Annotated in this window: 7 protein-coding genes; all 7 read left to right on the top strand. The window is 62.4% G+C overall.

The annotated features are described in order from the left end of the window. Positions 1–520, top strand: a 520-nt coding sequence (gene rsmD / locus RTX98_RS19260) for a 16S rRNA (guanine(966)-N(2))-methyltransferase RsmD (protein ID WP_312798456.1), incomplete at its 5' end; no start/stop codon positions are given. Between the two features lie 95 nt (positions 521–615). Beyond that, positions 616–2,010 (top strand): M16 family metallopeptidase, encoded by a 1,395-nt coding sequence (locus RTX98_RS19255; RefSeq protein ID WP_416223180.1) that lies wholly within the window; start codon positions 616–618, stop codon positions 2,008–2,010. Next, a complete protein-coding gene (locus RTX98_RS19250; RefSeq protein ID WP_312798454.1) occupies positions 2,007–3,473 on the top strand; it encodes a pitrilysin family protein in 1,467 nt (488 codons plus the stop codon). The genes RTX98_RS19255 and RTX98_RS19250 overlap by 4 nt, the downstream gene beginning before the upstream one ends. A gap of 1 nt (position 3,474) precedes the next feature. After that, positions 3,475–4,362, top strand: coding sequence for a patatin-like phospholipase family protein (locus RTX98_RS19245; protein ID WP_312798453.1), 888 nt, complete (start codon positions 3,475–3,477; stop codon positions 4,360–4,362). A gap of 133 nt (positions 4,363–4,495) precedes the next feature. Further along, complete coding sequence (locus RTX98_RS19240; RefSeq protein WP_312798451.1) at positions 4,496–5,836, top strand: TldD/PmbA family protein; 1,341 nt, start codon at positions 4,496–4,498, stop codon at positions 5,834–5,836. Continuing rightward, positions 5,823–6,623 (top strand): 3'(2'),5'-bisphosphate nucleotidase CysQ, encoded by an 801-nt coding sequence (locus RTX98_RS19235; protein WP_312798449.1) that lies wholly within the window; start codon positions 5,823–5,825, stop codon positions 6,621–6,623. The genes RTX98_RS19240 and RTX98_RS19235 overlap by 14 nt, the downstream gene beginning before the upstream one ends. 65 nt (positions 6,624–6,688) lie before the next feature. Continuing rightward, on the top strand, positions 6,689–6,789 hold a 101-nt coding region (locus tag RTX98_RS19230; RefSeq protein ID WP_312798457.1), incomplete at its 3' end, for a DUF4170 domain-containing protein.

Below are 6,789 nucleotides of genomic sequence, written 5' to 3'. Positions count from 1 at the left end.
GCTCGCCACGCCCCGCACGCAGTCCATCCGCCCCACCACCGACCGCACCCGCGAAGCGGTCTTCAACGTCCTTGCGCATCGCTTCCCCGATGCGCTGAACGGCCGGCGCGTGCTCGATCTCTTCGCGGGAACGGGCGCGCTCGGCCTTGAAGCCGTGTCGCGTGGTGCTGCCAGCGCTGTGTTCATCGAGGAAGGCGCGGAAGGCCGCGGCTTGATCCGCGAAAATGTCGAAGCCTTTGGGCTGCAAGGGCGCACCCGGATCTTTCGCCGCGATGCGACCTCGCTTGGTCCGGTCGGCACCTTGCAGCCTTTCGGCCTGCTTTTTGCCGACCCGCCTTATAACAAGCAGCTAAGCGAGGCCGCGCTGCTGTCTGCCTTGAAGGGCGGATGGCTCGAGCCCGATGTTCTGTGTGTCGTGGAAGAAAGTGCGGCCGCACTGTTCGACCTGCCTCAAGGCTTCGTGACCGAAGACGAGCGCAACTACGGCGAAACACTCATTCGTTTCATCCGCCGCGCCTGACTTTGGCCGCTTTCGCCTGACGTGTAGCGTGCTTGGAATTCTCCAGCGAACCCAAGCGGGATTCGCGGTATCTGCATTCGGAAGCGAGGAGCGGCATGGCGTTGCGCAAACTGGCATCGAACTGGGGTGGGGCGCTGGCGCTCGGCCTGTGTCTGGCGGGCCCTGTTCCCGTGGCAATGGCACAGGAAAAACCGGCCGCTGCTGCTGTCGAGAACCGGGTCGAAACCTTCACCCTCGCCAATGGGCTGCAAGTCGTGGTGATCCCGGATCGGCGTGCGCCAGTCGTCACGCACATGCTGTGGTACAAGATCGGCAGCGCCGATGAAGCGCCCGGTAAGTCTGGCATCGCGCATTTCTTCGAGCACCTGATGTTCAAGGGCACCTCGAACCATTCGGCGGGCGAGTTTTCGGCGGCCGTTGCGGCGATTGGCGGCTCGGAAAACGCCTTCACCTCCTATGACTACACCGCCTTCTTCCAGCAGGTGTCGCCGGATGCGCTCGAAACCATGATGGGCTTCGAGGCCGACCGCATGCGCAACCTCGTTCTGACGGATGCGGTGATCGGTCCGGAGCGCGACGTGATCCTTGAAGAGCGCCGCATGCGCATCGAAGGCGATCCCAGTGCGCTGCTTCAGGAAGAAATGTCGGCGACGCTCTACCAGAACCATCCCTACCGCATCCCGGTGATCGGCTGGATGCAGGAAATGGAAGAGCTCAACCGAGCCGACGCGATCGACTTCTACAACCGCTATTACGCGCCCAACAACGCGGTGCTGGTGGTTGCCGGCGATGTGGATGTCGAAGGCGTGAAGGCTTTGGCCGAAAAGACCTATGGCAAGGTCGAGCGCGGTCCGGATCTGCCGCCGCGCATTCGCCCGCAGGAACCGGAACAGAACACGTCGCGCACCGTCTCGATGTCTGATCCGCGCGTGACGATCCCGAGCTACCAGAAGTCCTGGGTTGTGCCGTCCTATGGCAGCGCCAAGAAGGTGCCTGGCCAGGCCGAAGCCCTCGACCTTCTGGCTGAAGTGCTGGGCGGCGGCGCGCGCAGCCGGCTTTATCAGGCACTTGTCGTGAAGGAGAAGCTCGCGGCGTCCGTAGGCTCCTATTACCAGGGCACCGCGCTGGATGCGTCGAGCTTCACCGTTTACGGCTCGCCGATCGGTGAAACCAAGCTGGAAACGCTGGAAAAGGCTGTCGATGCCGAGATCGCACGCCTCGTGAAGGACGGCATCGGCGATCAGGAACTGGAACGTGCCAAGAACCGTCTCGTGCGCGGCCTGATCTTTGCGCGCGACAACCAGTCCGGCATGGCACGGATCTATGGTTCGACGCTGACCACCGGCGGCGAGATCAAGGACATCGAGGAATGGCCCGAGCGCATCAAGGCGCTGACGGCCGCTGATATCCAGCGCGCTGCAACCGAGTTCCTCAACCAGAAGCGTGCCGTCAGCAGCTACCTGCTGCCTGCCGGGGAGGAGAAGTCGTGAATCGTTTTTGTGAGATGATGCTCCTTCCCACCATGGCCCGTTTAAAACTCGCTTTCGTCACCACCATCCTTGCCTTCGCTTGGCTGACGATGCAGCCGCTGATGGCGCATGCCGCGGTCAAGATCCAGGAGGTGAAAAGCCAGTCCGGTGTCACCGCCTGGCTGGTGGAGGACTATTCCGTTCCCATCATTTCCATGCGCTTTGCCTTCAAGGGCGGTTCGGTACATGACCCCGTCGGCAAGGAAGGCTTGGCGACCCTGATGTCCGGCCTGTTCGATGAGGGCGCAGGCGATCTCGATCGCGAAGCCTATCAGGATCGGCTTGATGATTCCGGCGCCGAAATCAGTTTCGCGTCCTCCACCGACGAGATCCAGGGATCGTTCCGCGCCATCCAGGAGGATCTGGATGAGGGCATGAAGCTGCTGGCTTTGTCCGTGCAGAAGCCGCGCTTCGATGCCGAGCCGGTTGAGCGCATCCGCTCGCAGCTGCTTGCCGGTATCGCGGCACGATCACGCGATCCGCAGGAACAGGCCAAGATCGCCTGGAGCCGCGCCGTTTATGGTTCGCATCCCTATGCCCGCCAGGAAGATGGCGGCACGCAGAGCCTTACCAGCCTGACCCGCGATGATCTCCTTGCGATGCACAAGGCCCAGTTTGCGCGCGACAATCTGGTGGTCAGCGTCGTCGGCGCGATCGATCCGGAAAAACTGAAAGCCTATCTGGACGAGGTGTTCGCACCTCTGCCAGAGCATGCCGAGCTGCGCGAGATCCCACAGGCCGACATGAAGCTCGGCCAGGACATCAAGATCGACTATGACCTGCCGCAAACCAGCATTCAGCTGGCCTATCCCGGCGTCAGCCGCAAGGATCCGGGCTTCTTCGCAGCCTACCTCATGAACGAGGTTCTGGGCGGCGGCACCTTCTCGTCGCGCTTGTTCGAGGAAGTTCGTGAAAAGCGCGGTCTGGCCTATGGCGTCGGCTCGTCGCTGTCGACGCGCCGCTATTCGTCGGCGCTCGCGATCGGCACTGCGACCCGCGCGGATCGTTCGGGCGAAACGCTCGACCTCATCCGGCAGGAAGTGAAGCGGATGGCGGATGGTGGTCCGACGCAGGAAGAGCTCGACAAGGCCAAGCGCTACACGATCGGGGCTTATGCCATCAACAATCTCGATAGCTCGGGTTCGATTGCGGCGACGCTGACCCAGATCCAGCTGGAAGATCTCGGTATCGATTACATCGAGCGCCGCAAAGGGCTGATCGAGGCTGTGACGCTGGACGACGTCAAGGCGCAGGCAAAGCGCTTGCTTGAAGCCCAGCCTGCGATCATGATCGTTGGGCCGGCTGCGAAAAAAGACGGCGCGGCGCCGGCCGCAACGTCTGGCCCAGCACCTGCACCGGCTTCGGCAGGCGAATCGCCTGAGGTTCCGGCAGCGGACGAGGGAAAGACCCAAACCGGAGGGTGAGATGGCCTTCGATGATGTGGTGGAAGTCACCGAAAGCCAGGTAACGCCGCTACCGAAACGAAGCGAACCCAGCTTCGCCGTGGCCTTCGGAGGCGGCGGCGCGCGCGGTCTTGCCCACATCCATGTCATCGAAGCGCTCGACGAACTCGGCATCCGCCCTGTCGCCATCGCCGGCTCCTCCATCGGCGCAATCATGGGCGCTGCCATGGCTTCCGGCCTGAGCGGCAAGGAGATCCATGAATTTGCTCGGCTCGTTCTCAGCAAGCGAGCCGAATTGACGCGCCGTATGTGGAGCGCTCGACCTGGCACGCTGAGCGACCTGATGTCGTCGGGTTTGCGGGTCAGCCAGTTCAACATCCAGCGCCTGCTGAGCGCCTTTTTGCCGGACGGTCTGCCGGCCAGTTTCGAGGATTTGCAGATCCCGCTGAAGGTTACTGCGACTGACTTTTTCAAGCAGGAACAAGTGGTTATCGAGGACGGCGAGCTGCAATCTGCGCTGTGTGCGTCGGCGGCGATACCGGCGATCTTCAGTCCGGTTCAACGCGATGGGCGGACCTTGATCGACGGCGGCATCTACAATCCGGTGCCGTTCGATCTGGTGGAAGGGCAGGCCGATATCGTGATTGCGATCGACGTGATCGGTGATCCGATAGAGGATATCGGCCGCACGCCGAAGTCGATGGACATGCTGCTGGGCGCCAACCAGATCATGATGCAGGCGATCAACCAGTTGAAAATGAAGCAGAATCCGCCCGCGATCTATCTGCGCCCCGGCACGCGCTACCGGGCGCTCGACTTCCTCAAGATCGACCGCGTCCTGTCCGAAACGCTGTCGGTCAAGGATGAACTCAAGCGCGCGGTCGACGTCGCAGTCAAAGCCGCCGCCTAAGCAGATTAAAACCGCTACCGCCATTGCAGAGGCCGGAAGCCGGCAATAGATGGTTGATTGAGCCGGTTTTTACGGCGTCGCCTGCCGCTTTTGTCCCGTTTTGCGCCCGTTTTTTCCCGTTTAGGAACACAGAATGCCCGATTCAGCCGCCGAAAAGCTCGTCAATCAGGTGGCTGAGCTGGTGGAAGCGGCCAAGCGCGCAGGTGCCGATGCTGCCGATGCGGTTGCCGTTCGCGGACGCTCGGTGGGGGTCTCCGTCCGTCTGGGCAAGGTCGAGAACACGGAAGCATCCGAGAGCGACGACATCTCGCTGCGGGTCTTCGTTGGGCAGCGGGTGGCGAATATTTCGGCCAATGCCGGCGCCGACATCGCTGCCTTGGCAGAGCGCGCTGTTGCGATGGCGAAGGTGTCGCCGGAAGATCCCTATCAGTCGCTGGCCGATCCGTCGCTTTTGTCTGATGGCATCGATGATCTCGATCTTTTCGACCCGACCGAACTATCCGGCGATCAGTTGCGCGAAGCCGCACTTGAAGCCGAGGAATCTGCACTTGGCATCGAGGGCGTGACGAACTCGGCGGGTAGCGGGGCGGGCTTCGGTTATGGCGGTCTTGTGCTGGCGACGTCGCATGGGTTCACCGGCCATTATGTCGGCTCGCGTTTCTCGCGCTCGGTCAGCGTCATTGCTGGTGAGGGCACCGGCATGGAGCGCGATTATGATTTTTCATCGCGCATTCACTTCAACGAGCTGGAAGATGCCGCCACGATCGGCCGCCGCGCTGGGGAGCGCGCGGTCAGGCGCTTGAAGCCGCGCAAGGCGAAGACTGGACCGGTCACCGTTGTGTTCGATCCACGCGTCGCACGCGGCATTGCGGGACATCTGGCGGGTGCAATCAATGGCGCTTCGGTTGCGCGCAAGACCAGTTTCCTGCGGGACTCGATGGGAAAGCCGGTGGCATCGGCAGCGATCACTGTCACCGATGATCCGACCCGCAGGCGCGGTTCGGCATCGCGGCCCTTCGACGGGGAAGGCGTGCGCGGCCAGCCGCTGGTGATGGTCGATGGCGGCGTTTTGCAGCAGTGGTTCTTGTCGACCTCCGCCGCAAAGGAACTGGGCCTGGTCACCAATGGGCGCGGCGCGCGCCACGGTACTGCGGTTTCGCCGAGTTCGACCAACCTTGCGATAGAGCCAGGCACGATTACGCCGGAAGACATGATCGCCGGGCTGGAAAGCGGGTTTTACGTGACGGAAGTGTTCGGCCAGGGCGTCAACATGGTGACCGGCGAATATAGCCGTGGAGCATCGGGCTTCTGGATCGAGAAGGGCGAATTGGCCTATCCGGTTGCCGAAGTGACGATCGCTTCCAACTTGAAGGATATGTTCCTGCGCATGGTGCCGGCGTCGGATGTGGACCGCAACTTCGGCACCGCCGCGCCGACCTTGCTGATCGAGGGAATGACGCTTGCTGGAAGCTGACACGATCCCGACCGCCTTTGATGCCGATCTCGACCTGATCCGCGATGCCGCGCGGGAGGCGGGCGAGATCGCCATGCGCTATTTCAAGCAATCGCCCGAAGTCTGGTGGAAGGAAGGCCAGTCGCCGGTAAGCGAGGCCGATTACGCCGTCGACAAGTTCCTGCGCGAAACGCTGATCGCGGCGCGGCCGGATTACGGCTGGCTGTCGGAAGAAACGGCGGACAATCTGGATCGCCTTTCCGCCAAGCGCACTTTCGTGGTCGATCCCATCGACGGCACCCGCGCTTATATCGAAGGCAAGGCGACCTGGTGCGTTTCCATCGGCGTGGTGGAGAATGGGCGATCGATTGCCGGCGTGCTCGACTGCCCGGTGAAGAACGAGATTTTCGAGGCAGCGCTTGGCGGCGGGGCGCGGTTGAACGGCCATGCAATCTCCGTTGCGCCGACCCGCGCCGAGCCGGCCGTCGGCGGGCCGAAGCCGATGATCCAGTCTCTCGATGAAGCCGACCGGCGCGACTTCCGCCCGGTGACCTATGTGCCGTCCTTGGCTTACCGCGTCGCCATGGTGGCGCGCGGCGAGATCGATGGGACTTTCGTGAAGCCGGACTCCCATGATTGGGATCTGGCGGGAGCCGATTGTATCTTGCATGAAGCGGGCGGAAAGGGCGTGGATGCGACCGGCGAGCCGCTGGTTTACGCAACAGCCAATTCCAAGCACGGCCCGCTTGCCGCCGGCAGTGGGCCCTTGCTTGCGAAGATGACGGTGATCCTCGCAAAATTCCGGTGACTTCGCAGCCCGAGCCCATGTAGAACGGCGTTCATCCGCATCACCCTGATTTTCTGGAGAGCCGCATGACCGAACAAACAGAATCCAAGCAGCTGCTGCACCTGGTTTTCGGCGGCGAGCTGAGCTCCCTCAAGGGCGTCGACTTCCGCAATCTCGACGACCTCGA

Origin of the sequence: Tianweitania sp., assembly GCF_032053605.1 — a bacterium.
GTDB lineage: Bacteria > Pseudomonadota > Alphaproteobacteria > Rhizobiales > Rhizobiaceae > Tianweitania.
Note: the sequence above shows the minus strand (reverse complement) of the source record. Positions and strands in the feature narration are given on the sequence as shown.

Excerpts from the sequence above, each read along its gene's own strand:
- RTX98_RS19255 (WP_416223180.1), top strand. The coding sequence starts at position 616 with ATGGCGTTGCGCAAACTGGCATCGAACTGGGGTGGGGCGCTGGCGCTC.
- RTX98_RS19245 (WP_312798453.1), top strand. The coding sequence starts at position 3,475 with ATGGCCTTCGATGATGTGGTGGAAGTCACCGAAAGCCAGGTAACGCCG.
- RTX98_RS19240 (WP_312798451.1), top strand. The coding sequence starts at position 4,496 with ATGCCCGATTCAGCCGCCGAAAAGCTCGTCAATCAGGTGGCTGAGCTG.